This window comes from Sphingomonas sp. BK481 (genome assembly GCF_014194875.1).
In the GTDB taxonomy this organism is placed as follows: Bacteria; Pseudomonadota; Alphaproteobacteria; order Sphingomonadales; family Sphingomonadaceae; genus Sphingomonas; species Sphingomonas aerolata.
Genome location: NZ_JACIAP010000004.1, coordinates 131,303 through 157,402, shown reverse-complemented (window position 1 = coordinate 157,402; position 26,100 = coordinate 131,303). Strand labels below are relative to the sequence as shown.

The following is a 26,100-nucleotide window of genomic DNA, read 5'->3' as shown; positions in this document are numbered from 1 at the left end:
AAGTTCATCAGCGAGAGACCAAGCTTGCATAGCGCGTTGGTCACGACTAAATGAAACTGGTCGCTCGCTGATGAACCCTGAGGAGTCATGATGTTCGTTCCTGAAAACCATGCCGATCGGCGCGCTCGTTCCGCACGATCGACTGTTCGGGCCGGCTCGAGATGCTCGTCGATGGCGTCGTCGGATCGCGCCATCGCCTCTCATCGCGATGTCGGCGAGACCGATCTGAAGAAAGCCGCAAGGTCCGGTCACGATCCGCCCTCCATGGCCTGACCGCGAACCGACGAACGAGCCGCCGGTCAGCGACACTTCACCGCACGAAATGGCGGGGCCGTCAGCGACGAGCTTCCATCCTGTCAGCGGTGGGCTCCGTCGACAGTCGACGACGCGTGCCCGCCGAAGGAACCGATCCCATGCGCAATACGAACGCCACGACCAGTCGCGACCCGAAGACCGAAGGCCGGCCGGAACGGCTGATCCGGCGCCCCTTCTTCGAGCTGATCGCGGCCGGGGCCGGCCCTCTGTCGGGGACCAGCGACGGAACGACCGCAGTCGGGAGGCTCGAGACCGTCGTCCGGCGCTGCTCCGACGTACTCGCCGCGAGATACAATGGCCGGGAGGTCCACGGGAACGTCGATGGTCACGCTTGCGCGCAACTCGTGCACGCGGAAGTGAGCTGCGGCGGGACGACGTGGCTCGTCAGCTTCGTGGACGCAGACGCGCGCCGCGGCGTCTCGACCGTGCCGCTGGAAACCGCCGCGGCGCGGCTCCGGTACGAATGGCGCCTGATGACGTCCACGTTGCTGGAGTGTGCATCGAACCGGTTCAGGACACTCGCGACCGTCGCGCGATATCAGCACTTCAAAATCCGTCCGGATTACCTAGGATCGCTCCTCGCGATCCTTCGCGACCTGCGTTATCCCCAAGTCGGCGACTTCGTGCGACTTTTCGGCGGCGGAGCGGCCGGCTTCGCGCATACCGTGGCGGCAGTGGCGCGAGGATATCACCGTCTGGGAAGTCACAGCGTCTTGTTTTCGAGCGCCGACGTCCATCGCGGTCGAGCGCTGCCGACGAGTGGCTCGCCTATGTCGTCCGGATGTTCCTGCCCGACCGAAGCTGCGCGGGGTATGACCGCATGAGCGCCGAGCCGCGAAAGCTGCAGCTTCTGATCACGATCTCGATCGGTGACGTCTCTCACGACGTGACGGTCGACAACGTCAGCGTTCCGTCCGAACCCAATCCCGTTCCAGCAATTCCGGCGTTCGCCAAGGCCGTCGCCGAGGACAAGCACATCGCCGCGCAGACCAGCTACGACGAGTTCCGCGCTCGCAAGCGCCTTGCGCAGTGCCTGCTCATGGACCAGTTCGGGGTCGAGAACGGCGACAAGTCGATCGCCATCGCACTGCATCGACACTGGACCTCCGATCTCCGGATCATCTTCGGGCCGCCCGACAGTCCCTCCACGATCAAGCGGCTTCGCTCCCAGCGGGGCACGTTCGATTGCCGTCGCCTGGACGACATGCGCGATCGCCCTTCGACGAGACGGCGAAGGTCGTCGGGGGCGTGGCGATAGGAAGTGCTGCATGAGGCTCGATCGGAAGAACGCGGCGGGCGGGCGACCATTGCGGTGGGCGATCGAGGGCGACCCTGGCGATGCAGACCGGCTGCCGAAGGATTTGACGGCGCCGGATCGAAAACCGATGGCCGCGACGCCTAGGCGCGCTCCGTGACCAGAATGGCGTCGGAAGCGCCTCGACGCTCAGCCTGTCATGGCGGAGGTTCGATCTCGGTCGGCGGCGACGGACCAGTCCGATGCGGCGCGGTTCGCCGTCGGCCCGGTGACCGCGAGGACGCGTCCGGCAACGACGCCGGATGCCGTCCAATCGCCAACCGCGCTCTCGAGGACTTCGACCAGTACGTGTTCCCCCGCTACCGTCACGCGACGTTTCATGATCGTTTCCCCTTCACCGCCGCTCATAGCGGATCGGACCGATAGCCACATCGCTCTTGCGACGGATTGCTACGCTCGGCGTACGTGCCTCGACGATGGGGACCTGCTCGCAGACCGCGTAGCCCGTTGACCAGGGGGCATCCCCGGCGGCCCGAAGCCGGGCGGCGGACAGAAGGCAGAGTTCACCAGCCCAGGTGCGCCGCGATCAGCTTCAGATTGTGCATCGAGGCGACCCAGTGCGGTTCGGAGCCCTTGCAGAAGCCAGTCCGTAGCAGTTCCGGCTTGAGGCGTTCGAGACCCAGCCGCGAGTAGAGGTTGGGATCCTCGGCGGCCATCCATCCCGTCTGACCGAACGGCATGTAGTTGGCGCGAGAGAGCGCGGCGAGATATTCCGTCTCGCTCGATTCCAGGTAGACGAGGCCGCCGAGCAGCTCGACGAGGTGGAAGTTGTCCATCGCCGCGGCGGAGGTCATCCCGAGGTCCTGAGACCAGGGCACGACGGAATCCGCAAGGTGATCGGCCCACGGCGCCTGGTTTCTGTCCGAGCCTGTCCACAAGTTCCAGGCGTCGGGTTTGACCTCGCTCCAGAACTGCATGAAGAGCTTGTCGACGATGCGGGACGGCACGCGGTGGGGCAGGGGGATTTCCGTGCGAAACCACGAAAGCAGGTCTGCCCAGCGTTCGGCCTTCGCAAGACCGAGCGCGTAGGTCAGCGTGCAGAGATAGGCCGGATAGGTCGACAGTCCGATCAGTACCACCGATCCGGACGACGCGCGCGAGGTCATGATCGATCGCACGACATCCCGAGCGATAGCGGCGTCGGTTCCGTCACCCCATCGGCCCGCCACTCCGATCATTCGCGCCAGAGGCTCACTCAGACCCTCAATCGACCGCCATCGCGCGAGTACGGCATCGTTGCCGGTCGAGCCTCCCTGCACGGGGAACTCCGGACCGGCAATGCGCTCGATAAGCCGCTGCGTGCGTTCGGCGAAGGCGTCGGCCACATCGATCCTGCCCTCGCGTCCCGACAGATCGCGCTTCGTCCTGGCGATCAGCAGCTGTATCGTGTCCGGCGACGAGCGCCGTGCGGCAGTCAGCGCCGTCACCGATGCCGCGATATCAGTGAAGAAGGCGTCGGCATCGACGATGGGAACGACCGAAGCGCCGCGGTTCGCAATCAGCTCGGCCGCCACGCGGGATGGAGCGCCCCGCATCGCCCAGTATTGCGGATAGCGCCGGTTGGGTGCTCTGGCGATGGCGGCCCGGAGGGCAGGATCCCAGTCGCCCGACCACCCGGCCACGACCAGGCCGTATTCATCCAGGACGCGGTCGAGCAGCCGATCGTACTCCGCCGGGTAGCCCGCGAGTTCCGCGTCGGTGTTGAGAATGCGGTCGTCCAGATAGTCGCCGTGCAGCTTGAGCACGAGACAGCGCGCGTGCTGGAGGGGCGGAGCACCCGCCAGGTCGTCCACCGAGCGGATCACGACGGGCTGGATCCCGGCGTCGGTCAGGGCGGTCTCCAGGAGGCGGTCGAAGTTCGTCGTCACGATGACGCGGACCCATCCATCACGCACCAGTCCCGCAATGGCCCGATGCGCAGGCGTCGGACGTCGCGATGCCGCATCCAAGTCGTCAACGGGCGGTTCGATGTAGCCCTGCACGATCGAGCGGCGCTCGGCCGGGACGGTCGTCAGTCGGTCGAGCAGATCCGAATAGCCAGGCTCGATACCGAAGCGTGTCCTGTGCCAGCCGGCCCAGTCCGCCTCGTCGACGATGCCCTCTGCCGCTGCCACGCGCCTGACGAGATCGATCGTGATCTCCCACCCTGTGGGAATGCCTGCGGATCGGGAGATGCCGGATCCAAGCACCAGCGCATAGACTCCCGGATTCTCCGCCATGGAAAACGCCAGGCGGGTTTCGTCAGAAATGCCGTTCATTCGTTTTCTCCGACGACGTCCATCAAACCTCTTGCGCTACGGCCCCGGCAGACCGGGGAATAAGATCGATTGAACGAGAGCGTCGGCAAGCGTCAAGTCGGCGGCTGCTCGTGCTGAGACTGCCGGACCATACGGTCATGTCGTCGCAATTCAAGGATGGCACCCTCACGCTTTAGATATAGGATACGGCAAGGATCCCATAGGATCGGAGTAACGGCCGCTGAGCTCGTGAGCCACGGGCTTCAGATGCACTTTTCAGATTCCGCTCGGCGAAACCGATTCCCTTTCCTGACTCGCCCCCGGTCGTGCGCGGGGCCCGCTAAGAATGGAGGCGGCGAACCGCATTGGTTGTACGGAGCGGATCCCGCATGAGGATCATCTGCCCGAAATGCCGCCGGCTTGGCGAGATCGAGAGTGATCAGGCCGGCTCATTGTCAAACGACAACGAGGAAATGGTATCCTGGCGGCCACCCGAGGGGTTCCGCAAGGTTCAGCTCGGCTGGAACGCGGATTCGATACGGCTCTTCTGCGTGGATTGCGGGGTCGCGTCGCAACGTCCCGTGCAAATCGTTCCCGATTCCTGAGCCGAAGTGCTGGATCGCCACTCCAGGTCGAGCTTGGCGTCCCTGAGCCGCTTTTCCGTTCGGTCCACGATGGCCTATGCCTCTGAATCGGCCGCTGGGAGGGTTCCGCAATGATAGCGTTCGAGACGATACTTTTGATGCTTGCGGCGGCGGTACCTCTACTGAGTGTCGCCCGGCGTCCGCGTCTACCCTATCCCGTTCTGATGCCGAGGTCGATTGCCCGGTTGATCGTTGCGACCGACTCGACGTCGTCTCGACGACCGTAAAATTCAGACATGACCATGCAGCCGAGGCCGAGAGCGGATACTTCGAGACCTTGCGAGCCGAGTTTCCGTGTCTGCATTGCGGTGATCCTGGATATATTGATGTGTGCAGATAGCGGCCGGGAGCTGATCATGTTCCCAGCTTTGCGCTCAGATGTGTTGCTCGTGGTCCAAGACGCGTGAGGATTGTAAACTGGAAACATGAGAAAAACCCCGAAGGCGCCAGTGGCTCGGTAGCCGTTCTCGCCGCAAGATCCATGAGCGCAGGTGCCTACCATTAACCAACTCGAAGCCACGGGCGTATCGGTTCACGTTATGAAAAATCGGCGCAGTCTTTACGCACAGGGACAAGCGATTGGCGCGCCCGGAGGGAGTCGAACCCCCGACCGAGGAGGTAGAAGCTCCTTGCTCTATCCAACTGAGCTACGGGCGCGCACGGCTTCCGATTAGCGTGCATTGCACGAGCTTGGAACCGTCATCATAACGACGTGATGAATATCGTGGATCACGACGCGCCCGAACCCGTGGCAGCCACTGCCATGCGCAGCGAACAGTTCCGCTATTTCGATTTCGTGATGGCGGCATTCGTCACCATCCTGCTGCTGTCCAACGTCATCGGCGCGGGCAAGCGGGCGGTGATCGACCTGCCGTTCATCGGTGCCTGGCCGTTCGGCGCGGGGATCCTGTTCTTTCCCGTCAGCTATGTGATCGGCGACGTGCTGACCGAAGTCTACGGCTATGCGCGCGCGCGCCGCTGTATCTGGGCCGGGTTCGGCGCGATGCTCTTCATGGTGTTCATGTCGACCGTCGTCGTCGCGCTGCCGCCGGACGCGGGGTGGACGGGGCAGGCGGCGTATGAGTCGGTGTTTGGACAAGTGCCGCGGATCGTTCTGGCCTCGATCTGCGCGTTCTGGGTGGGCGAGTTCGCCAACAGCTTCGTGCTCGCGCGGATGAAGATCTGGACCAAGGGGCGCATGCTGTGGACGCGGACGATCGGCAGCACGGTGGTAGGGCAGGCGTTCGACAGTCTGATCTTCTATCCGCTGGCCTTTTACGGCGCGCCCGACTGGCCGGTCGAGGCGATGCTGATGGTGATGGTCAGCCAGTTCGCGCTGAAGGTGTCGTGGGAGGTGCTGCTCACGCCGCTGACCTATGTCGCGGTGGGGTGGCTCAAGCGGCGCGAGGGCGTCGATGTGTATGACGAGGGGACGGACTTCTCGCCGTTCCGGACGCGTGTGTGACACACATCCTCCCCCGTTCGTGCTGAGCGAAGTCGAAGCACATGAGTCTCAGGCCCTTCGACTTCGCTCAGGGCGAACGGATGGGGTGGGATGAGGTGAGGGGACGAACCCGATTAAGCGCTGACGGCTTCCATCAGGCCTTCGAACAGCCGCCGGCCATCCGTGCCGCCATGCGCCGCTTCGATCCGGCGTTCGGGGTGCGGCATCATGCCGAGTACGTTGCCCCTGTCGTTGAGCAGGCCAGCGATGTTGCGCGCCGATCCGTTGACGCTCTCGGCATAGCGGAAGGCGACGCGGCCTTCGCCCTCGAGGCGGTCGAGCGTCTCGGTGTCGGCGAAGTAATTGCCGTCGTGATGCGCGACCGGGAAGGAGACGCGTTCGCCAGCGCTATAGCCAGACGTGAAGCGGCTCGAGGACGTCTCGACGGTCAGCGCGACGTCGCGGCAGACGAAGTTCAGCCCCTGGTTGCGCATCAGCGCGCCGGGCAGCAGCCCCGCTTCTGTCAGGACCTGGAAGCCGTTGCAGATGCCGAGCACGGGCAGGCCCTTGCCCGCCTGCTCGACGACCGCGCGCATGATCGGCGAGCGTGCGGCGATCGCGCCCGAGCGCAGGTAGTCGCCGTAGGAAAAGCCCCCTGGCACCGCGACCAGCCCGACATCGCCCGGCAGGTCGGCGTCACCGTGCCAGACCATGGTCGGCTTGAGGCCGGTCACCGTTTCCAGCGCGACGGCGATGTCGCGGTCGCAGTTGGAGCCGGGAAAGACGATGACCGCAGTCTTCATGATTTTACCACCTTCATGCCTTCTCGACCCGGTAATTCTCGATCACCGTGTTGGCGAGCAGCTTGCGGCACATGCCGTCGATCGTCGCGTCGTCGGTATCGTCGGCGACCTCCAGCTCGATCAGCTTGCCCTGGCGGACGTCCTGCACGCCCTCGAAGCCGAGGCTGCCGAGTGCGTGGTGGATGGCGCGGCCCTGCGGGTCGAGCACGCCGGGCTTGAGTGTCACGAAAACCTTGAGTTTCATTTACTTGCCCCGGTTCTTGCGATGCTTTTCGAGGTCGAGCACCGAATTGTCGCCGCCTTCGGGCAACAGGCCAAGACGGCGTGCAACCTCCTGATAGGCCTCGACTTCGCCGCCGAGATCGCGGCGGAAGCGGTCCTTGTCCATCTTCTCATTGGTTTCCATGTCCCACAGACGGCAGCCATCGGGGCTGATCTCGTCCGCGAGGATGATGCGGCCATAGTCGTTGTCGAAGATGCGGCCGAATTCGAGCTTGAAGTCGACGAGGCGGATGCCGACGCCGGCAAACAGCCCGCACAGGAAATCGTTCACGCGGATCGCGAGGTCGGCGATGTCGTGCATCTCCTCCTGGCTCGCCCAGCCGAACGCGGCGATATGCTCGTCGGAGATCATCGGATCGCCGAGTGCATCGTCCTTGTAGTAATATTCGATGATCGTGCGGGGCAGCTTGGTGCCCTCCTCGATCCCAAGGCGCTTCGAGATCGAGCCCGCGGCGACGTTGCGCACGACGACTTCGATCGGGACGATCTCGACCTGGCGGATCAGCTGCTCGCGCATGTTGAGCCGGCGGATGAAGTGCGTCGGCACGCCGATATGATCGAGCAGCGTGAAGATGTGCTCGGAAATCCGGTTGTTCAGCACGCCCTTGCCGTTGATCGTGCCCTTTTTCTGGGCATTGAACGCGGTCGCGTCGTCCTTGAAATACTGGATCAGCGTGCCGGGTTCGGGACCCTCGTAGAGGATCTTGGCCTTGCCTTCGTAGATCTGGCGGCGGCGAGCCATGCGCGGTCCCCTGAAAATTGAGCGGCCCCGACCCCCACGATAATCTTCGCGGAGCCGAGGCCGGAATAGGCCGCGCCTATAGGCGAAGGGCGCGGGCGGTGCAATCGGATCGGCGTGCCGGTGTGAACGGAATGCAGGGCTGTCGATGCTATCCGGCGACTTCGGGAAGCGGCTGGTCCACCGGCGCCGCCCGGGCGGGGCGGGCCGGGGTCAGTCGGCGAACGAGACCGAGGAGCGGTTTCTCGACCAGCAGATGGGCGAGCAGGCCGATGATGATCGCGATGATGACGATCAGGACCACGACGGGTTGCTGCGGCAGTCGGCTGACCGCGGGGATCTTCACCAGCCATCCATAGCCCATCATCACGAAGGCATGGGTGAGATACAGTGCATAGGAGGCATCACCCAGCAGCACGAGGAACCGCGCCACCGCGTTGCGTGGTGCACCGATCGTCAAGACGCTGGCGACGACGACGACTGCGGGAAGGCCCCAGGCCGCGATGCGCGGCAGTTCGGGCAGGCTGGTGGTGGCGTCGTGCGCGACGAACAGCGGCACGACGGCCATGACCGCCATTGCGACAAGTGCCATGACGGGCGGCACGGGCCAGGCCCGGTCGCGGCGTGTCCAGGCGGCATAGCCATATCCAAGGACGAGGCCGAAGCAGAATTCGAGCGATAGCGGGCTCGCTAGAAACTTGGCGGTGGCGGTCGCAGGCATCAGCGAGCCCGCGACCTGCAGGCACAGTATCGCCGCGATCGTCGCGATCACAGATAGCGTCGCCGAGCGCGCCCAGAGCGTGGCCGCGAAGAGAAGGTAGAAATACATTTCAAAGACGAGCGTCCACGCGGTTCCGAGCAGCGCATGGCCCGGCAGCAGGATCAGCGCGCCGGCGATCGTCCGTGCGGGATAATGGTTGGAAGCAAGGAATCCCATCGCCGAGATCGTCAGGACGGCGAGGCAGCACAACCAGTAGAAGGGGTAGATGCGGGTGGCGCGGCGAAACAGGAAGGTCCCGGGTGTCGGCGGGCCGCGGCGATCCCTGAACGTGACGTGGAACATGATGAAGCCGCTGATGACGAAGAATATGTCGACGCCCGATGCGCCCGATGTCGTCAGCCAGTCGGGGCTGAACTTTCCGATCGCACCCCCCGACTCCTCCAGCGCGTGATGGACGACGACGGCCAGCGCCGCGATCGCGCGCAGCATCTGTACGCCGTATAATTCGACATGACCCGACTGTTTGATTGTCACTGTTACGCCCCCGCGGCGCGACGCTCCCCATGCGCCGCGCCTATCGGCTAACAGATCGTACAGTGAAAGTCAGGGCTGGTTCGTCGGACGTGAAGCCGCGTTATTTTACAACTCTTGGCCGTTAGCGAAGGATGCTGTTCTCAGGTAACGGCAAGTCGTTCCGAATACTGCGGATTCTGCCATTCTCCGGTTTCGACGATCTTTTTCAGCATCTCGCCCGCGCACCAGACGTCTTCATGACTGAGATAGAGCGGGGTCAGGCCGAGGCGGAGGATGTCGGGGTCGCGGAAGTCGCCGATGACGCCCTGCGCGATGAGCGCCTGTGTGATCGCATACGCATGGGGGTGGCGGAAGCTGATATGGCTGCCGCGCTGGGCGGGATCACGCGGGCTGACGCAGTCGAGGCCGAGCGCGTCGCCGGCGGCGGCGAGGATGTCGAACAGACGGGCGCTTTTTGCGGCAACGGCGTGCTGGTCGATGTCGGCCCAGAGATCGAGCGCGGTTTCGAGCGCGGCGGTCGACAGCATCGCGGGGGTGCCCGCGAGCCAGCGCTTCATCCCCGGCGCGGGGCGATAGGCGTCCTCGAACGCGAAGGGCGCGGCGTGGCCCATCCAGCCGGACAGCGGGCTGGCGAGCCTGTCCTGCCAGCGCCTGGCGACGTAGATAAAGGCGGGCGCGCCGGGGCCGCCGTTGAGATATTTATACGTGCAGCCGACCGCCAGATCGGCGTCGGCGCCGTTCAGGTCGATCGGCACCGCGCCGACGCTGTGGCTGAGATCCCAGAGTATGAGCGCGCCCGTCGCATGTGCGCGGGCGGTCCACGCGGTCATGTCGAAGCGCTCGCCGGTCTTGTAGTGGACATGGGTGAGCAGCAGCACCGCGGTGTCCTCGTCCAGCGCCTCTGCGAGATCCGCGCGCGCGACCACCTTCAGCCGGGCGCCGGGGACGCAGGCGACCGCGCCCTCGGCGATGTGGAGGTCGGTCGGGAAATTGCCGGCCTCGCTCAGCACCGTGTGGCGGTCGGGATTGGCGCGCAACGCCGCGACGAGCGCCTTGAACAGATGCGTCGAGGTCGTGTCGCCGATGATCACCTCGTCGGCGGCGGCGCCGATCAGCGGGGCGATCTTCGCGCCGATCCGCTGCGGCGCGTCGATCCACCCTTCGTCCCAGCTGCGGATCAGCCGGTCGCCCCATTGGCGGGTCGCGACGTCGGCGAGCGCGGCGGGCGTCGCTTTGGGAAGCGCGCCGAGTGAATTGCCGTCGAGATAGATCACGCCTTCGGGCAGCGCGAACTGCGCTTGGTACGCTGCCAGAGGATCGGCGGCGTCGAGCGCGCGGGCTTCGTCGAGGGTCATGGTCGGGCCTTTGTAGATGCGGGCGGGTTCAGGGTCATTTCAGGGCAGCCGCGATCAGCCGTTTCGCCTCCGCCCAGGCGGGCGTCTCGGGTGCGACGAGTTCGACATGGCCGGTCGCCGGGATGGTGTGGAGGACGGCGGTGTCGCCTGCGGCTTTCGCCCTGGCGACATAATCGGTGGCGAAGGGGAAGGGGATGATCCGGTCCTCGCGACCGTTGACGAGGTCCTGCACTATGCCGAGCGGGAGAAGGCGCGGCACCGAGGTGTCGGCGTACACATCCGCGCGGGCCGCGCTGGGCATGCCGACGAGCTTGGCGACGACGTCCGTGCCGCAGCCATTGGCGGGGGTGGCCGCCGTCGCCTCAAGATCGGGCAACCCGCCGAGGCTGATGACATGGTCGATGTGCAGCGGCGCGCTGCTGTGAAGCGGGCTGGCAGCAGGAAGCTTCGCGCGGGCGGCGAGCCAGAGCGCGAGATGGCCACCGGCGGAATGGCCGATCGCGACGATGCGGCGCGTGTCGAGAATGAAGGTCGCCGCGTTCGCAGTGAGCGCGTCGGTCGCCTTCGCCGCGTCCTCGAAGCTCCCCGGATAACCTCCGCCGGCGCGGTCGACGCCGCGATAATCCATGTTCCAGACCGCAATGCCGTCCTTGCGAAGATCGTCCGCGACCCAGTTCATCAGGCTGCGATCGGCGATGCTCGTCGTCCAGCAGCCGCCATGGACCATCACGACGACCGGGAAGGGGCCTTTGCCCTTCGGCCGCCAGACATCGACCTTCTGCATCTGGTCGGGGCCGTAGGCGATGGTCGCGTCGGGGCTGGGCTTCGGGCGTTTGACGAGGTCGGGCCAGGTCAGGAGCTTGGGTGCGGGCGGTTCGGCGATCACCGGTGTGGAGATGGCGGCCAGCGCGAGAAAGGCAAGGCGGATCATGGGGTTGCGTGGCCTTTCGGGGAGTGGGTGAGGGACGCGGGAGCGGTCGTGGCGTGACGGTGGCGGACGTTGCAGGTTGGCGCAATATCGGTTGAGGGCTTGGCTCTGGATCCTGACGTTCGTCAGGATGACGGGGAGGCGGGTAAGGACAGGGAGGCCTGGTCGGGGTGTTGAGAACAACAGTGGAACCTTTGGGCCGCGCTTGCTATCCACAAGGCAACTATGGTCACCGATTTCAAAGATCCCTTCGATTCCATCGTCGACGCTCCGTTCGACAGCGCGCTGAGCGAGCGGTACCTCGTCTATGCGCTCTCGACGATCACCGCGCGGTCGTTGCCCGATGTGCGCGACGGGATGAAGCCGGTGCACCGGCGGCTGCTCTGGGCGATGCGTCTGCTGAAGCTCGATCCGAGCCAGGGCTACAAGAAATGCGCGCGCGTCGTCGGCGACGTGATCGGCAAATATCATCCGCATGGCGACCAGTCGGTCTATGACGCGATGGTCCGTCTCGCGCAGACCTTCTCGCTGCGCTATCCGCTGGTCGACGGGCAGGGCAATTTCGGCAATATCGACGGGGATAATGCCGCCGCGTACCGCTATACCGAGGCGCGTCTGACGCAGGTCGCGGTCGACCTTATGGACGGGCTCGACGAGGATGCGGCCAATCTTCGCCCGACCTACAATGGCGAGGACGAGGAGCCCGAGCTGTTCCCCGGCATGTTCCCCAACCTGCTCGCCAATGGCGCGAGCGGGATCGCGGTCGGGATGGCGACGAGCATCCCGCCGCACAACGCCGCCGAGTTGATCGAGGCGGCGATCCTGCTGGTCGATCAGCCCGATGCCGACAATGATGCGATTCTGGCGCATGTGACGGGGCCGGACTTTCCGACCGGCGGGCTGGTCGTCGATCCGCCAGCTGTGATCCGTGAGTCCTATGCCACCGGACGCGGCGGGTTCCGGGTGCGCGCGCGTTGGGAGATCGAGCGCGAAAAGGGCGGGATGTGGACGCTGATCGTGTCCGAGATCCCGTACGGCGTCCAGAAGGGCAAGCTGATCGAGCAGATCGCCGACCTGATCAACGCCAAGCGCCTGCCGATCCTGGCGGACGTGCGCGACGAATCGGACGCCGAAATCCGCATCGTGCTGGAGCCGCGGAGCCGGACGGTCGATCCGCAGGTGCTGATGGACGGCCTGTTCCGGCTGACCGATCTCGAGACGCGGGTCAGCCTCAACCTTAACGTGCTCGACAAGGATCGCACGCCGCGCGTGATGTCGCTGCGCGAGGCGCTGGCGGCCTGGGTCGAGCATCAGTTCGTGGTGCTGACGCGGCGCACGCAGCACCGGCTGGAAAAGATCGCGGACCGGATCGAGCTGCTCGACGGCTATCTGATCGCCTATCTCAACCTCGACCGCGTGATCGAAATCATCCGCACCGAGGACGAGCCGAAAAAGGTGATGATCGCCGAGTTCAACCTGACCGATCGTCAGGCGGAGGCGATCCTGAACATGCGACTGCGGTCGCTTCGCCGGCTCGAAGAGTTCGAGATCAAGACCGAGCGCGACAAGCTCGACAAGGAACAGGCGACGCTGACCGCGTTGCTCGCCGATCCCAAGCTGCAGAAAAAGCGGATGAAGGCGGACCTGCGCAAGATCCGCGACCGCTATGGCGCGGAGACGCTGCTCGGCAAGCGGCGCACGACGATCGAGGAGGCCGCGCCGACCCGCGACATCCCGCTCGAGGCGATGATCGAGCGCGAGCCGATCACCGTCATCCTGTCGCAGCGCGGCTGGATCCGGGCGATGCGCGGGCATAACGACCTCGCGAGTCCCGAGGCGCTGAAGTTCAAGGAGGGCGACGGCCCCGCCTTCGCCTTCCACGCGCAGACGACGGACAAGCTGTTGCTGGCGGCGGAGAATGGGCGATTTTTCACACTGGCGGCGGATAAGTTGCCGGGTGGGCGCGGCTTTGGCGAGCCGGTGCGCGCGATGATCGACCTCGACGGCAGCGTCGGGATCGTCGCGCTCTTGCCCGCGGCGCGGCAGGCCAAGCTGATGGTCGCGGCAACCGATGGCCGCGCGTTCATCGCGACGGCGGCGGACGTGATCGCGGAGACCCGCAAGGGCAAGACGGTGATGACGCCGCGGATCGGCGAGAAGGTGAAGCTGGTCCGTCCGGTCGACCCCGAGGATGATTATGTCGCGGCGATCGGCGACAACCGCAAGCTGCTGGTGTTCCCGATCAACGAGCTGGTCGAGATGAATCGCGGGCAGGGGGTGCAGCTCCAGCGTTACCGCGACGGCGGGCTGGCGGATGCAATCACCTTCGTCTTCGCCAACGGCTTGAGCTGGGCGATGGGCGGCGAAACCAAACGCACGCGGACCGAGGCGGATCTGGGGCCGTGGCGTACGGCGCGCGGCGCGGCCGGGCGGATGCCCCCCACAGGTTTTCCCCGCGACAACCGATTCGGCTGAAATTCGTCTATGCTAAGGCGATGCGTGCTGACCATCGCGATCTGGCTCCAGGAAAATCGGGGGCCAGCGGCCGGGTCGTTGCGGACTGGTGCCGGGCTGTCTGAACCGGCGTTGAAATAATCGTACTCGTTTTGGGTCTTTTGTAAATTTCACGCGGCCTTAACGAAGCCGGGTTAGGCAGGACTATGGAATGGGTTCTTCACGAGGCCGAACAACCGGCAACCGTCTCGGCTGAACTCGTCGCGCGCGGCCTCGAGCTGAGCCCGATTCCGATGGTCCACCTGACGCTCGAGAACGGTGGGCTAGAGCTGTTCGCGATGAACCGGGCCTATCGCCTCGCCGGGCTGGGCGTCGTCGCGACGCGGTCGCCGATGATCGCCGATCTGGGCGATCGGATCATCGCCTTTCTGCTGACGTCGCAGACCCGACTCGACTTCGACTGGGCCTTTGGTGACACGATCGATTGCCGGCATTACCGCGTGACGATCGCGCGGAGCAGCGCAGCGATCCACGACCGGTGCACGCTAAGCTTCGTCGACCGGACCTCGCAGATCCATACCGAACGCAGCATGCGACGCGAGATGACGACCGACAGCCTGACCGGGCTGCTCAACCGCGAAGGGTTCGAGGATCTGGTCGAGGCGGTCGAGGATCACGCCGCGCGCGCGGTCCTGGCGATCGATATCGACCGGTTCGGGCGGCTGAACGCGTGTCTGGGTTCGCTGGTCGGCGACGAGATGCTGATTACCGTCGCGCGGCGGATCAAGGGCGCGCTGCGGGTGCGCGATACGCTGGCGCGGGTCGGCGGCGGGCAGTTCGCGGTACTGATGACGATCGACGAGGATCCCGCAGAGGCACTGCGTCTCGCCGACCGGATCCAGCGCGCGCTGATCGCGCCGTTTCGCCTGACCGATTACGAGATCCGGGTCGAATGCTCGATCGGCATCGCCTATGGCCGGGACGAGACCGGCGACACCGCCGAGATGATCCGCCACGCGCAGTTCGCGGTGAAGCGCGGCAAGGCGACGGGTCGGACCGAATGCTATCAGCGCCAGGAATTCGTGATCGCCCGCGAACAGTTCGGCATGGAGACCGCGCTGCGTCGCGCGATCGAGAATGACCGGCTGCGGCTTGCCTATCAGCCGATCTGCGATCTTGCGACCGGGCGTATCGTCTCGTTCGAGGCGCTGGCGCGGTGGACCGACGAGGATGGTCGCGAGATCCCGCCGACACAGTTCATTCCGGTCGCCGAGGAATCGGGGCTGATCGTTCCACTGGGGCGCTGGGCGATCGATGCGGCGGCGCGGACGCTGGCGGCGTGGGACGTACGTGCCGGCGGGCATTGCGGCGTTCGCGTCGCTGTGAACCTGTCCGCGATCCAGCTGCAGCGCGATGCAATCGCGCCGGTGGTTGAGTCGGCGCTGTCCCGCTCGCGACTCGGCGGCGATCGGTTCACCCTCGAATTGACCGAAAGCGCGATCGTGTCCGACCCGGACCGGATCGCGCAGGCGATGCACGCGCTGAAGGATCTCGGCACGACGCTCGCCATGGACGATTTCGGGACCGGCTATTCCAATCTCGCCTATCTCCAGAAACTGCCGATCGACGTGCTGAAGATCGACCGGAGCTTTGTGACGGGGATGCTGGCGGACCGCGACAAGGTCTCGATCGTCCGCGCGATCCTCAGTCTCGCGCAGGCGCTCAACATGCAGACGACCGCGGAGGGGATCGAGACGGGCGACTTGGCCCAGACGCTCGCGGCGCTCGGATGCACCTATGGCCAGGGCTATGTCTTCGCGCGGCCGCTTGAGGCGGCTCAGGCGTTCGACTCGATCTTCAACCGGGTCCCGATCCTGGCCTGAAGGCTCAGGCGAGCGTTTCGGTGACCGCCTTGTCGGCGATCGCATCGACCCGGGCCTGATCGGGAAAGCCCTCCGCGATCCACTGAGTCTCGATCCGCCGGCGCATCGCCGCGACGTCGGGGCCCTTGCGCAGGCCGCGTTCGACCAGCGCGCCGCCGCTGATCGGAAATGCCGGCGGCGACCAGTCGGCAATCGGCGCGACGTCCGCGCCTGCGATCAGCAACCGGTCGATCGCGCCAGCCACGCCGTGGCGATAGGCGAGTGCGCGCGGGCCTTCGTCCCCAATCCCCTGCGTCGCCGCGACGACGCGTTTGCGATTGGTGTTCGACAGTTTCAGCCGTGCAGCGACCACATCGCCGTCGCGGGCGGGGATCAATGCGGCCAGACGGCGGATCGGATCGGGCGCAATGCCGGCGGCATGTTCGTGATCGACCAGCGCGGCCAGCCGTGCGACCCCGTCGGCGTCGATCTCGGGCAGCACCGCACGCCAGATGCCGCGCTCGACCATCAGTGCGATCACCGCAACGGCGCGCGCCGCGACGAGAAGCTTGAGCAGTTCGGCAGCGATCCGCTCGCGGGACAGCGCCATCAGGTCGTTCGCGCGGGCCGTGCACGCCTCCAGCCCGGCGGCGTCGATCTCGATGCCGAACCGGGCGTGAAAGCGGAAGAAGCGCAGAATCCGCAGATGATCCTCCGCAATCCGCTGCAGGGGATCACCGATGAAGCGCACGCGCCCTGCGGACAGATCGTCCAGGCCACCGAAATAGTCGAAGATCTCACCGCTGACGGGATCGGCATAGAGCGCGTTGATCGTGAAATCGCGGCGCGCCGCATCCTCGCGCCAGTCATCGGTATAAGCGATCGTCGCATGCCGCCCATCGGTCGCGACATCGCGGCGTAGCGTCGTGATCTCAACGGTTCCCCCCTCGGTCACCGCGGTGATCGTGCCATGCGCGAGCCCGGTCGGCACGGCGCGGATCCGCGCATCCTCGAGCCGTTCGAGCACCTCCTGCGGAGGAAAGCTCGTCGCGATGTCGATGTCGATCGCGCCGGTATCGGCAGGCGTCAGGCCGAGCAGGGTGTCGCGCACCGCCCCGCCGACGAAGCGAGACTGTGCCGACGCGCCGCCCAGCACGGCGGTCAGCGCGCCGAGGCCGGGGCGCGTCCGCCAGGCGGCATCGGGAAGGCTCATGCCCATTGCAGTCGTCGCCTCAGATTGACGATCATCGCCGCGGTCGCGCCCCAGATGCGGCGGTCGTTCCAGATGATCTCGTAATAATGCCGCTCATGACCCTGCCACTCGACGCTGGCTTCGACATGATTGCCAGAATCGAGCAGAAATTCGAGCGGAACCTCGAACACGTTCGCAACCTCCGCCTCGCTCGGGTGGAGCACGAGGTCGGGGGGGATGACGCCGATCACCGGTGTCACCTGAAAGCCGGTGACGGTGCGATAGGTATCGGCCTGGCCGATGACGGTCACGCGGTCTCGCGGCAACGCGATCTCCTCCTCGGCCTCGCGCAGCGCGGCGGTGACGATATCCTCGCCGGGATCGATCCGGCCGCCGGGAAAGGCGATCTGGCCCGCATGCTTGCGCATCGTCTCGGTACGCTGGGTCAGGATCACCCCGGGTTCGGCACGATCGGTCACCGCGATCAGAACCGCCGCGGGCAGCAGCGTATCGCCGGGCGGCAGATCGATATCGTCACGGTCGCCGGTAAGCAGGATCATGCCCGGCTCGACACCCCGCGACAGCGCGCTGCGCAGCCGATCAGCGAGCGTCACGCGGCGATGTCTTCGGGCGACGGCATCGCGGGTTCGAGCGGGAAGAACTGGCCGTCGCTCCATAGTCCGACCGGCGACTCGCCGCCGGCAATCGCGCGGTCGGCGAGCTCGTAATAGACCGGCCGTGCGACCACCGCCTCCATCCCGCCGCGAACCATCAGATAGGGCCGCGGGCCGTCCTCATCCTCGACGAAGCGGATCGGGTGCGCGGCGCCCGCGGTGACGAGGTCGCCGGTGTTGAGCCGGAAGGTCAGCCTGGTCGCCGGACCCTCGCCATCGATCTTCACCTCGACCGCGACGAACGGCACGTCCTCGACGACGATGTCGAGCTTCTCGACCGGGGTAACCAGGACATAGCCGCCCGATGGCTCGCGCCTGAGGATCGTCGAGAAGAGCCGGACCATCGCCTCGCGACCGATCGGCGTGCCCTGATGATACCAGGTCCCGTCGCGCGCGATCCGCATTTCGCTGTCGCCACAATGCGACGGATTCCATTTGTCGACCGGCGGCAGTTTCTGCTCGTCGGCGAGCCGGGCGATTTCGGCGAGGCTCAGCGAGGCAAGATCGGGGAGGGGGTCCATAGGCATGAGCGCGAGGTAGGGTGCGCATGGCCTCTCGTAAAGTCTCGCGGCAGGCGAAGCGCCAAGCCGCGCTGCGGCGTCGTCAGCCGGCTGCGCCTGGGCGCGGGCCGAGCATTCCAGCGTCGTCGGGTACGGCCCCCCCTAGTGCAAGAAGCCGGTGACGTTCGACCGGACCCGGTGCCTCCCACGCGGCTGTGCGCTCGGCGGAAAAGCCGAAGAACCGGCCATAATAGTCCGGATCGCCGATCAGCATCAGCGCGTCGCCCAGATCGCTCGCCGCAGCGACCTCGAGTGCGCGCGCCACCAGCGCCCGGCCGATGCCGTCGCCCTGATGGCCCGGCGCGACCGCGACCGGGCCGACCATCACCAGCGGCAACGCCGCATTTGCGGTCATGAGCGCGATCGGCCAGCACTGGATCGAGCCCAGCAGCATGTCGCCCGACACTGCGGCAAAGCTGAGCGTCGGGATCGCGATTCCATCGCCGCGGATCATATAGGCGGACCGGCCATGACGGTCCTGCCCGAACGCGCGGTCGAGCAGCGCCTCGACCTCGGCATCCGGGACGGCGTTCAAGGGGACGAGTTCGAACACCGGCTTCTCCAGCGCCGGCGCAGGAACGTCCGGGGCCGCGCGCTTTACGCAGCACGTCGCCGAACGCAAGCGGAACCGGCGCAGCGGCGCGTCCGCCCCGGGCCTTCCCTACGGTCGCGGCTCTGCTAGAGCGCGGCGATGCAAGACAGTCTTCAGCTCGAAGTGCACGACATGGAAGTGCAGGTGCTCACCGGAATCTATTCGGAGGAGACGCATCTGCCCCAGCCGCTGCGGATTTCGCTCACCGTCGATCTCACCTGCCCGAGCCGGTTCGATCCCGACACGCCCTTGTCGGCGTCGAAAAACTATCTCGATCTGAAACATGCTGCGACCACGGCGTTACCTGCGGGCGTGCATTTCACGCTGATCGAGGCGGTCGCCGATCATATCTGCGAGACGCTGTTCCTGCAGGACGCGCGTGTTCAGCGGGTCGCGGTGAAGATCGTCAAGCTGGCGATCGCCGAAGCGGGCGAGGCGATCGGCGTGACGCTCGTGCGACATCGTCGGTGAGATCGTGCGGCTGATCGTGAGCGAGCGTGACGACATCGCAGCGTGCGTGCGCGACGCGCGCGCGAGACTGGGCACCGACGACAGCCTGGTCGTGGTGATTCGCGAAAGCAGCGATTCGCTTTTTGCCGCCCAGGCCCGCGCCGCGATCGCGCCGCTCGCGATCGAGGCGGCGCCGGTGACGCGAATCAACGCCGTCCTGTCCCATAATGGGGCGCGGGCTGCCGATGTCGAAGCGGCGATCGGCTATCTCGAAACCGCCCTGTCGACGACCGGGCAGATCCTCGAGATCCGCTGAGCGGACCCTCGCTCGGCGGTCCGGTCAGCGCCGCGGGCTGCGTCCGCAGGGGCCGAGCGCACGCAGAACGAATTGATAATCCTCACGCGCGATCACCGCGTCGGTGGCGGCCATCGACGCGACGCTGCGATCCGGCATCGCGGCGGGAAGCGCGCAGGCCAGCCGGTACCACAACAGCGAACCACGCGGCGGAGGGGCCGCGGCCTCGTCGACGATCTCGCTCAGCGCGACCGCCCAGCGGGGTTGCTCGCCGGGCCGCCGCAGGATCGACAGCGAGACGGGACGCTGATCCGAAGTGGTCAGGAAGATCTGCGTTTCGCCTTCGCCGGGCAGGGCGCCCGGCACGTGAAAGGCGTTGCCGATCCCGGTGATGACGGGCGGCGCGTCGGCGGCGAGAACCTCGCGGGCGATGCGGCGGACCTGCGCGTCAAGGGCCGGCGTCCAGTCGCGTTGCGCGCCGCGCGCGACGAGCTGGATCTGGGCGGTCGATGTTCCGGCGGTACGTGCAAACAGCAGCACGCGCGCCTTTTTCAGCTTTGGTAGGCGACCGTTCGAATCCGGTGCAACATCAAGCAGATAGCCGAGTCTTGGGGCCACACCACCACTGCCGCGAATCAGCGCGGTTACGTCGACCTCGACATAGAACCGGACGAGCCCGGGTGCGACATCCGCCGCCTCTGCGCCCTTGATGCGCGCGGTCGAGCGAATCGTCGCGTCGGCGATCACCGGCGCTGCGAGAACGAGATCCGCAAGGTCCGCATAGCCGGCACCCTGGTCGACGGCCGCGGGCTGGGCCGGCTCCGCGCCAGCCGCTCCAGCGGGCGCTGCATCGCGCGCGCCTTCCCATTGCCGATCAAGCTGTTCGGGGGTCAGCGTCGTCGAGTCGCCGGCGCTGTTTTGCTGCGGCGCGGTCGGCACGGATTGCGGCGGGGGGGCCGTTTGCGCAACGATCGGGGCCGCGGCGATGACGGCGAAGAGGGTCATGAGCGGTGGGATGGAACGTGGGGATATCATCGCCATGGGCTACGCGATGGCGCATGAACGTTACAGAAATAAAATTGCCATCATACGCTTGTACGTTTGTTGCGTCCGACAAAGCGTTTGCGTGTCGCATGGCGTGGCGATAGACATTGCGCACTGCCGCGTGGAATTTTTGCTTCACGGCACACGTTTGCGTTGCGCCTGCCCCCATGCGCGACTGCGTGAAGGCAGACAGAATAAGGGAGTGTCGTTGCTGAATGGCCTATGTTGACCAGAAGATGTCCTCAGGCAAAATCGTCGCGATCGTCATCGTCGCGCTGATTCATGCTGCCTTGGGCTATGCTTTCGTCACCGGCCTCGCGTTTCAATACGTGAAAAAGGCCACCGAAAAGTTAAACACGTTCGACGTGGAGCCGCCGCCACCGCCGCCTCCGCCCGACGAGCCCCCGCCGCCGCCGCCTGACCAGCCCAACCTGCCGCCGCCGCCGACCACCGTCGTCGTGCCGCCGCCGGTCGTTGTTACGCCGTCGCCCGCTCCGGCGATCACGACGTCGAACATCATCCCGCTGAGCCAGCCAACGGCACCGCCGGCGCCTCCCGCGCCGCCAGCGCCGCCGGCCCCGCCAGCAGCACCGACGGTCAGCAAGGCCGCGGGCGCCAAGGGTAATCCGGCGACATGGGTGAGCCAGGACGACTATCCGCCGAGCGCGATCCGTGCCGGCGAACAGGGTGCGGTCGCGATGCGCTGGGACATTAATGCCCAGGGTCGTGTCGAGAACTGCACCGTGACGTCGTCGAGCGGTTCGCCTGCTCTCGATCGGGCAGCCTGTGCTGCGATGACGCGACGCGGTCGCTACTCGCCGGCGCTCGATCAGGCCGGGAACCCGATGCGTTCGAGTGCGACGCAGCGTATCCGGTGGACGTTGCCGGAAAATTAATCTGCGTCTCGGCGCACTTAGACCAACGAATCTTAAGAGGATCATCCGACCATGTTCACCACTATCCTTGCCGCGGCGGCGCCCGCAGCAGCCGAAGCCAACCCGTACGGCCTCGAAGCGGCACTTCGCGAAGGCGGTCTCATCTCCCAGACCGTGTTCGGCATTCTGGTGCTGATGTCGGTGGTTTCGTTCTACATCCTGTTCTCCAAGCTGTTCGAGCAGCAGAAGATCATCGGTCAGGGCAAGCGCGTCCGTCAGGCCTTCTGGTCGTCGAACAGCCTTCGCGAAGGTTCGGCCAAGCTCGAGAAGAACTCGGCCTACAAGCAGATCGTCGACGACGGCCTGGCCGCTCAGGAGCAGCATTCGAAGCTGACCGATCCGGTCGAGGCGCATGACTGGCTGCACGGTTCGCTCGCGCGTTCGGAAGCTGCGATCAACTCGAAGCTGGGTGGCGGTCTCGCCTTCCTCGCAACGGTCGGTTCGGTTTCGCCGTTCATCGGTCTGTTCGGTACGGTTATCGGCATCTACCGCGCACTCGTGAAGATCGGTGCATCGGGTCAGGCATCGATCGACAAGGTCGCAGGGCCGGTCGGTGAAGCACTGATCATGACCGCACTGGGTCTCGTCGTCGCGGTTCCTGCCGTCCTGTCGTACAACTGGCTGCAGCGTCGCAACAAGTCGATCGCAGAGGATCTGTCGGCCTTCTCGAACGACGTGCTCGGCTTCCTGGCATCGAACGGTGCCGTGCGTCCGATCACCGCTTCGGGCGTCAAGCCGGTTGTGGCCAAGCCTGCCACGGCGACCACGACTGCCGGTCAGACCGGTGGCGTGCCGCGCGCTAACTAAGACGCGAGAAAGGCGGGGCTGCCGTTCGCGGCAGCTCCGCTTCCTTCCCGCCGGCGGTGCCGGTGGCGATAAAAGAATAGGATAGTTCGCACATGGCGATGAGTGTTGGTGGCGATTCCACCGAGAAATCGATATCGGACATCAATACGACGCCGCTGGTCGACGTCATGCTCGTGCTCCTGATCATCTTTCTGGTGACGACGACCGTCGCGGTCCAGGCGGTGCAGCTGAAGCTCCCCGAGGTCAAATTTGATCCGACCACGACCAAGCCCGAAAATGTCTCGCTGTCGGTGACGACAAATGGCGATGGCAGCTGTGCAGTGTATTGGAACATGACCCCGGTCACCTCGACCGAGCTGCTCGATCGTGCGGTCGCCAAGCTGAAGACCGAGATCGACCGTCAGGGTGGCGTGAATGCCGCAGGTCTTGAGCTGCCCGAGGCGCATATTCGCGGCGACGTGAACACGCCGTACAAGTGCATCGGCGGCACGATCTACACGATGCAGCGCGCCGGCTTCGCCCGCGTCGGCTTCATCTCCGAGCCGCCTCCCGGCGGCACCACCGAACGCTGACGATCGCTCGGACGTATTTAGGAGTAGTATAGAATGGCAATGGGCGGCGGCAAAGAAGATGACGGGCCGATGATGGAAATGAACATGACGCCGTTGATCGACGTCCTGCTCGTTCTCCTCATCATGTTCATCATCACGATCCCGATCCAGACGCACGCGGTGAAAGTCGACCTTCCGGTCAACAGCAAGAACCCGCCGCAGAATCCGATCGACCCCGAGAAGAACAAGATCTCGATCGACGCATCGGGCACGGTGGCCTGGAACGGGTCGCCGGTCGACGAGGTGACGCTGCGCCAGTATCTGGACCAGACCGCGGGCATGAACCCCGAGCCGGAACTTCACTTCCAGCCGGACCCGCAGGCACGGTACGAAGTCGTCGATCGCACGCTTGCCGTCGTGAAGCGGTCTTCGATCACGAAGCTCGGCTTCATCGGTAACGAGCAGTATCGCAACGACTTCTAAGTCACGCGACACGATCGATACGATGCCAGGGGCGGTCCGCAAGGGCCGCCCCTTTTGCATGTCCGACGTCCATGACACCGGGGGCGGAAAGAGCGACGGCATGCCGCGCGCGCACCTCACGGCCTTACCAGGGCAATATCCGTAAAAATCCCATATTGCGCCACAGTCATCGAAGTGACACAACAGTGTCACAAAAGTGAAACCTTTCGACTCAGAAGGGCGATGGAGACGGGATGATGCGCAAATTCGGCTTTGTAGTTCTTGCCCTTGTCGGCGCGGCAGCACCGGCGCTCGCGGCGGATCAGAATGGCTATCAGGCGATCGTGTCGGGCGATCTTGCCGCGGCCGAACGCCATATCCTGGCGGAACAGGCGGTCTATCCGGGTCGCCCCGAACTGATGCTCAACCTTGCCGCGGTTTACCGGCGGACCGGCCGCGAGGCGGACGCACGGACGCTGTACAAGCGCGTGCTCGAACGCCGCGACATCGCGATGGACCTTCCCTCGGGTGCGGTGGCCTCGTCGCATGATCTGGCACGACGCGCGCTCGGCGTGGCCCCGGTACAGATCGCCACGCGCTAAACCAGGGCCGACGAGCTCGTCCGGCGCCGGTCCTGTGGTTCCGGTAGTGACGCAGAGGCGTCGACCTCGCGCGGTCGACGCCTGAGGCGGTCAGAGCCGGGGCAGGGTGACCCCGCGCTGGCCCATATATTTGCCCGCGCGGTCGGCATAGCTGATCTCGCACGGCTCGTTACCGCGCAGGAACAGGAACTGGCAGGCGCCCTCGTTCGCGTAGATCTTCGCGGGCAGCGGCGTGGTGTTCGAGAATTCGAGCGTCACATGCCCCTCCCATTCGGGTTCGAGCGGGGTGACGTTGACGATGATCCCGCAGCGCGCATAGGTCGATTTACCCAGACAGATCACCAGCGTGTCGCGCGGAATGCGGAAATATTCGACCGTCCGCGCTAGCGCAAAGCTGTTCGGCGGAATGATGCAGACATCCGTCTTGCGGTCGACGAAGCTGTTCGCATCGAAATTCTTCGGATCGACGATCGCGCTGTCGACATTGGTGAAGATCTTGAACTCGTCGGCGACGCGCGCGTCATAGCCATAGGAGGACAGCCCGTAGCTGATACAGCCATCGCGGCGCTGCGCCTCGTGAAATGGCTCGATCATCGCATCGCCCAGCGCGCGTTCGCGGATCCAGCGGTCGGACATGACGGACATGAGACATTCCCCTTTTCGCCGCTGCTTTCGCGCGGATGGTCGATGGCGGCAAGAGCGCGCGCGCGGGGAGAGCGATTTTGCCGTTGCAGCCGGCGTGCCGGGCCGTCATGGGGCGCGGCATGAACCAGATTCGGCAGCCTTTTCCGCGCGGTACGTCCGTCGAGCCACAGCTTCCGGACCATGATGACGAGCGGGACCGCGCCGCGATCCGCGCGCGCCGCGCCAGCCGCTATGTGCGGATCGCGCTGGCCGGATCGATCGCGCTGTCGGGCGGCGCGGCGCAGGCGCAGTCGGTGCAGGACCTGCAACGCCAGATCGACGAACTGAAGGCGACGATCGCCGAGCTCAAGGCCGCGCAGAACGGACCGATTGCCCAAACGGCACCAGTCCCCGCGGCCGTTACCGCGCCGGTCGCGGTTGCGGCAACGCCTGCACCCGCTCCCAAGCCGGCACCAGCGGCCGCCCCCGCGACGCAATTGGCCGCGGCGACGCCTGAGCCGAAGCGCGCCTGGTATGATCGCATCGCGATCCGCGGCTATACGCAGATGCGGTTCAACGAAATCGTGTCGGGCGATCGCACCGCGCCGGAGGGCCAGTCGCGGTTGCGGTCGGTGCATGACGGCAGCATCGGCGACAATACCGGCTTCTCGCTCCGGCGCGTCCGGCTGGTCCTGCAGGGCGATCTGACCGACCGTGTGTCCTTCTATCTCCAGCCCGACTTCGCGGTGAACGTCAGCAACCAGTCGGGCGGCGAGCGACGCGAGGGCTTTGCCCAGCTGCGCGACGCCTATGTCGACACGTTCCTCGACGCGGATCGCCGCTTCCGGCTGCGGTTTGGGCAGTCGAAGGTGCCCTTCGGGTGGGAGAATATGCAGTCCTCGTCGAATCGCATCACGATCGATCGCAGCGACGGGATCAACAGCGCGGTCCCCGGGGAGCGCGATCTGGGCATCGTCGCCTATTACACCCCCGCCGGCGTGCAACGGATCTGGGATCGCCTCGAGGAGGACGGCCAGAAACTGTTCGGCAATTACGGCGCGTTCGCGCTCGGCGTGTATAACGGCCAGGGGATCAGCCGTGCCGAGACCAATGACGGCGCGATGACGGTGGCGATGGCGACCTGGCCGTTCGCGCTCGACGGGCTTGGCAGGGCGTTCACCGGACAGGTGTTCGAAGCCGGCGCGGCGGCGTTCCGCAATCGCGTCCAGCCCGAATTGCGCAGCGGCGGGGTCAGCGACACGAGCTTTGCCGACGAGCGGTTCGGCGTCCACGCGATCCTCTATCCGCAGCCCTTCGGGTTCCAGGCAGAGTGGAACTGGGGCCGCGGCCCCGAATATGACGATGCATCGCAGTCGATTACGACCAAGCGGCTCAACGGCGGCTATGTCCAGGCGATGGCGCGCGTGCGGTCGTCGCCGCTCGGCCCGTTCATGCCCTATGCGCGCCGGCAATATTATCGCGGCGGGTCGAAGGCGCTGCCCAATGCGCCGCGGCTCGAGACCGACGAGTTCGAGCTGGGGATCGAGTTCCAGCCGACCCCGCCGATCGAGCTGACCGTCGCCTATGCGCGGATGACACGGCGCGAGGCCGACGAACGCCGCGAGGGCCGGGCGGAGGGCGATCTGATCCGCACGCAGTTGCAGTTCAACTACTGACCG

27 protein-coding genes and 1 tRNA gene are annotated in these 26,100 nt (G+C 65.6%); 13 read left to right on the top strand and 15 right to left on the bottom strand.

What is annotated here, in order from left to right:
- Positions 1-413 precede the first annotated feature (413 nt).
- Both FHY04_RS09765 and FHY04_RS09760 read left to right on the top strand, forming a co-directional pair.
- On the top strand, positions 414-1,139 hold the full coding sequence (locus FHY04_RS09765) for a hypothetical protein (protein WP_183936288.1): 726 nt from the start codon (positions 414-416) through the stop codon (positions 1,137-1,139).
- Positions 1,136-1,573 carry a hypothetical protein gene (locus FHY04_RS09760; protein WP_183936287.1) on the top strand — a complete coding sequence of 146 codons (438 nt, stop codon included), beginning with the start codon at positions 1,136-1,138 and terminating at the stop codon, positions 1,571-1,573. The genes FHY04_RS09765 and FHY04_RS09760 overlap by 4 nt, the downstream gene beginning before the upstream one ends.
- Positions 1,574-1,759: 186 nt before the next feature.
- Here the strand turns inward: FHY04_RS09760 and FHY04_RS09755 are convergent, their stop codons facing one another.
- From FHY04_RS09755 to FHY04_RS09745, 3 genes are all read right to left on the bottom strand, one after another.
- Positions 1,760-1,951: a hypothetical protein gene (locus tag FHY04_RS09755; protein WP_183936286.1), complete on the bottom strand. Its 192-nt coding sequence runs from the start codon at positions 1,949-1,951 to the stop codon at positions 1,760-1,762.
- Between the two features lie 182 nt (positions 1,952-2,133).
- The gene (locus FHY04_RS09750; protein ID WP_183936285.1) at positions 2,134-3,888 is read right to left on the bottom strand and encodes an SIR2 family protein; all 1,755 of its coding nucleotides are present in this window, start codon (positions 3,886-3,888) and stop codon (positions 2,134-2,136) included.
- Between the two features lie 1,203 nt (positions 3,889-5,091).
- A tRNA-Arg gene (locus FHY04_RS09745) sits at positions 5,092-5,168 on the bottom strand.
- A gap of 106 nt (positions 5,169-5,274) precedes the next feature.
- Between FHY04_RS09745 and FHY04_RS09740 the strand changes: the two genes are divergently transcribed.
- Entirely contained in the window at positions 5,275-5,976 is a 702-nt protein-coding gene (locus FHY04_RS09740) for a queuosine precursor transporter (RefSeq protein WP_051916672.1), read from the top strand.
- Positions 5,977-6,089: 113 nt separating this feature from the next.
- Here the strand turns inward: FHY04_RS09740 and purQ are convergent, their stop codons facing one another.
- The 6 genes from purQ to FHY04_RS09710 all read right to left on the bottom strand — a co-directional run bounded on the left by purQ (position 6,090) and on the right by FHY04_RS09710 (position 11,320).
- Entirely contained in the window at positions 6,090-6,758 is a 669-nt protein-coding gene (gene purQ / locus FHY04_RS09735; protein ID WP_183936284.1) for a phosphoribosylformylglycinamidine synthase subunit PurQ, read from the bottom strand.
- A gap of 13 nt (positions 6,759-6,771) precedes the next feature.
- Positions 6,772-7,002 carry a phosphoribosylformylglycinamidine synthase subunit PurS gene (purS, locus tag FHY04_RS09730; protein ID WP_107929648.1) on the bottom strand — a complete coding sequence of 77 codons (231 nt, stop codon included), beginning with the start codon at positions 7,000-7,002 and terminating at the stop codon, positions 6,772-6,774.
- Positions 7,003-7,782 carry a phosphoribosylaminoimidazolesuccinocarboxamide synthase gene (gene purC / locus FHY04_RS09725; protein ID WP_031396310.1) on the bottom strand — a complete coding sequence of 260 codons (780 nt, stop codon included), beginning with the start codon at positions 7,780-7,782 and terminating at the stop codon, positions 7,003-7,005.
- 148 nt (positions 7,783-7,930) lie between these two features.
- On the bottom strand, positions 7,931-9,034 hold the full coding sequence (locus FHY04_RS09720) for an acyltransferase (protein WP_183936283.1): 1,104 nt from the start codon (positions 9,032-9,034) through the stop codon (positions 7,931-7,933).
- 140 nt (positions 9,035-9,174) lie between these two features.
- Entirely contained in the window at positions 9,175-10,389 is a 1,215-nt protein-coding gene (kynU, locus tag FHY04_RS09715) for a kynureninase (RefSeq protein WP_183936282.1), read from the bottom strand.
- Positions 10,390-10,423: 34 nt separating this feature from the next.
- Positions 10,424-11,320 carry an alpha/beta hydrolase gene (locus tag FHY04_RS09710; protein ID WP_183936281.1) on the bottom strand — a complete coding sequence of 299 codons (897 nt, stop codon included), beginning with the start codon at positions 11,318-11,320 and terminating at the stop codon, positions 10,424-10,426.
- Positions 11,321-11,542: 222 nt separating this feature from the next.
- Between FHY04_RS09710 and parC the strand changes: the two genes are divergently transcribed.
- On the top strand, positions 11,543-13,792 hold the full coding sequence (parC, locus tag FHY04_RS09705; RefSeq protein WP_183936280.1) for a DNA topoisomerase IV subunit A: 2,250 nt from the start codon (positions 11,543-11,545) through the stop codon (positions 13,790-13,792).
- A 185-nt stretch (positions 13,793-13,977) separates the two neighbouring features.
- Complete coding sequence (locus FHY04_RS09700) at positions 13,978-15,654, top strand: bifunctional diguanylate cyclase/phosphodiesterase (RefSeq protein ID WP_183936279.1); 1,677 nt, start codon at positions 13,978-13,980, stop codon at positions 15,652-15,654.
- Between the two features lie 4 nt (positions 15,655-15,658).
- Here FHY04_RS09700 and FHY04_RS09695 read toward each other — a convergent pair whose 3' ends face one another.
- The 4 genes from FHY04_RS09695 to FHY04_RS09680 form a co-directional block, all read right to left on the bottom strand.
- Entirely contained in the window at positions 15,659-16,852 is a 1,194-nt protein-coding gene (locus tag FHY04_RS09695) for a CCA tRNA nucleotidyltransferase (RefSeq protein WP_183936278.1), read from the bottom strand.
- Positions 16,843-17,439, bottom strand: coding sequence for a CoA pyrophosphatase (locus tag FHY04_RS09690; protein ID WP_031395196.1), 597 nt, complete (start codon positions 17,437-17,439; stop codon positions 16,843-16,845). Before FHY04_RS09690 ends, FHY04_RS09695 begins: the two co-directional genes overlap by 10 nt.
- Positions 17,436-18,026: a DUF1285 domain-containing protein gene (locus FHY04_RS09685; RefSeq protein ID WP_081877670.1), complete on the bottom strand. Its 591-nt coding sequence runs from the start codon at positions 18,024-18,026 to the stop codon at positions 17,436-17,438. Before FHY04_RS09685 ends, FHY04_RS09690 begins: the two co-directional genes overlap by 4 nt.
- A gap of 76 nt (positions 18,027-18,102) precedes the next feature.
- The gene (locus FHY04_RS09680; protein WP_183936277.1) at positions 18,103-18,612 is read right to left on the bottom strand and encodes a GNAT family N-acetyltransferase; all 510 of its coding nucleotides are present in this window, start codon (positions 18,610-18,612) and stop codon (positions 18,103-18,105) included.
- Positions 18,613-18,750: 138 nt separating this feature from the next.
- Here FHY04_RS09680 and FHY04_RS09675 point away from each other — a divergent pair, with 138 nt between their 5' ends.
- The gene (locus tag FHY04_RS09675) at positions 18,751-19,122 is read left to right on the top strand and encodes a dihydroneopterin aldolase (protein ID WP_166745972.1); all 372 of its coding nucleotides are present in this window, start codon (positions 18,751-18,753) and stop codon (positions 19,120-19,122) included.
- A 4-nt stretch (positions 19,123-19,126) separates the two neighbouring features.
- Positions 19,127-19,417 (top strand): Rossmann fold domain-containing protein, encoded by a 291-nt coding sequence (locus tag FHY04_RS09670; RefSeq protein WP_183936276.1) that lies wholly within the window; start codon positions 19,127-19,129, stop codon positions 19,415-19,417.
- 24 nt (positions 19,418-19,441) lie between these two features.
- Here FHY04_RS09670 and FHY04_RS09665 read toward each other — a convergent pair whose 3' ends face one another.
- The gene (locus tag FHY04_RS09665; RefSeq protein WP_260171435.1) at positions 19,442-20,401 is read right to left on the bottom strand and encodes a hypothetical protein; all 960 of its coding nucleotides are present in this window, start codon (positions 20,399-20,401) and stop codon (positions 19,442-19,444) included.
- Between the two features lie 254 nt (positions 20,402-20,655).
- On the opposite strand from FHY04_RS09665, the gene FHY04_RS09660 reads away from it, so the two are divergent.
- The 5 genes from FHY04_RS09660 (at position 20,656) to FHY04_RS09640 (ending at position 23,797) form a co-directional block, all read left to right on the top strand.
- Entirely contained in the window at positions 20,656-21,336 is a 681-nt protein-coding gene (locus FHY04_RS09660; protein WP_056406249.1) for an energy transducer TonB, read from the top strand.
- A gap of 51 nt (positions 21,337-21,387) precedes the next feature.
- The gene (locus FHY04_RS09655) at positions 21,388-22,182 is read left to right on the top strand and encodes a MotA/TolQ/ExbB proton channel family protein (protein ID WP_031395815.1); all 795 of its coding nucleotides are present in this window, start codon (positions 21,388-21,390) and stop codon (positions 22,180-22,182) included.
- A gap of 92 nt (positions 22,183-22,274) precedes the next feature.
- Positions 22,275-22,754, top strand: a complete 480-nt coding sequence (locus FHY04_RS09650) for a biopolymer transporter ExbD (RefSeq protein ID WP_031395816.1) — start codon at positions 22,275-22,277, stop codon at positions 22,752-22,754.
- A 33-nt stretch (positions 22,755-22,787) separates the two neighbouring features.
- Positions 22,788-23,216, top strand: a complete 429-nt coding sequence (locus tag FHY04_RS09645) for a biopolymer transporter ExbD (protein WP_031395817.1) — start codon at positions 22,788-22,790, stop codon at positions 23,214-23,216.
- 233 nt (positions 23,217-23,449) lie between these two features.
- Positions 23,450-23,797, top strand: a complete 348-nt coding sequence (locus FHY04_RS09640) for a tetratricopeptide repeat protein (protein ID WP_260171434.1) — start codon at positions 23,450-23,452, stop codon at positions 23,795-23,797.
- Between the two features lie 90 nt (positions 23,798-23,887).
- On the opposite strand, the gene dcd is transcribed toward FHY04_RS09640, so the two are convergent.
- On the bottom strand, positions 23,888-24,442 hold the full coding sequence (dcd, locus tag FHY04_RS09635; protein ID WP_031395819.1) for a dCTP deaminase: 555 nt from the start codon (positions 24,440-24,442) through the stop codon (positions 23,888-23,890).
- Between the two features lie 119 nt (positions 24,443-24,561).
- Between dcd and FHY04_RS09630 the strand changes: the two genes are divergently transcribed.
- Complete coding sequence (locus FHY04_RS09630; RefSeq protein WP_183936275.1) at positions 24,562-26,097, top strand: porin; 1,536 nt, start codon at positions 24,562-24,564, stop codon at positions 26,095-26,097.
- Positions 26,098-26,100 lie beyond the last annotated feature (3 nt).